Source organism: Vibrio sp. 1401, from assembly GCF_033340295.1.
Genome location: NZ_JAWOWF010000472.1, coordinates 1 through 639, shown reverse-complemented (window position 1 = coordinate 639; position 639 = coordinate 1). Strand labels below are relative to the sequence as shown.

The following is a 639-nucleotide window of genomic DNA, read 5'->3' as shown; positions in this document are numbered from 1 at the left end:
CGTGTGGTTGGCGGTGTTCAAACTCAAATTACGGATTCTGCGTCTGTACAAACATTGTCTGTAAATGGATTACCCGCAGAAGCAGCGAAACCTCGTGGCAAAACTGCGTCTGTGCACGGCGGTGCAACCGTAGAAGCGGAGCCGGGGCTGAATGCGATCATCGTTCGTGATACCCAAGCAAGACTGCCGTTGTATCGCAAGCTGGTCGCTCAGCTCGATCAGCCACAATCTCGTATCGAGGTTGCGTTATCTATTGTGGACATCAGCGCAAACGATTTACGTCAGCTCGGTGTGGATTGGCGCGCGGGTGTATCGGTTGGAAACAACCGCATTGTCGACATCAAAACAACCGGCGACGTTGATAACGGCGATGTCACATTGGGCAGTGGTCAGAGTTTCAAGTCCTTGTTGGATTCGACCAACTTGAACTACTTGTTGGCACAAATTCGTTTATTGGAATCGAAAGGCAGTGCGCAAGTCGTTTCCAGACCAACGCTGCTCACGCAAGAAAACGTCGAAGCGGTGCTAAACAACAGCAGCACTTTTTACGTCAAATTGGTTGGCAAAGAGACGGCGGCTTTGGAAGAAGTGACGTATGGCACCTTGTTGCGCATTGTGCCTCGTATCGTCGGCGACAGA

Annotated in this window: 1 pseudogene; it reads left to right on the top strand. The window is 51.2% G+C overall.

Features of this window, described 5'->3' with window-relative positions:
- Positions 1-639: pseudogene (gene vscC, locus R7Z77_RS26290) on the top strand (SctC family type III secretion system outer membrane ring subunit VscC); the annotation flags it as partial.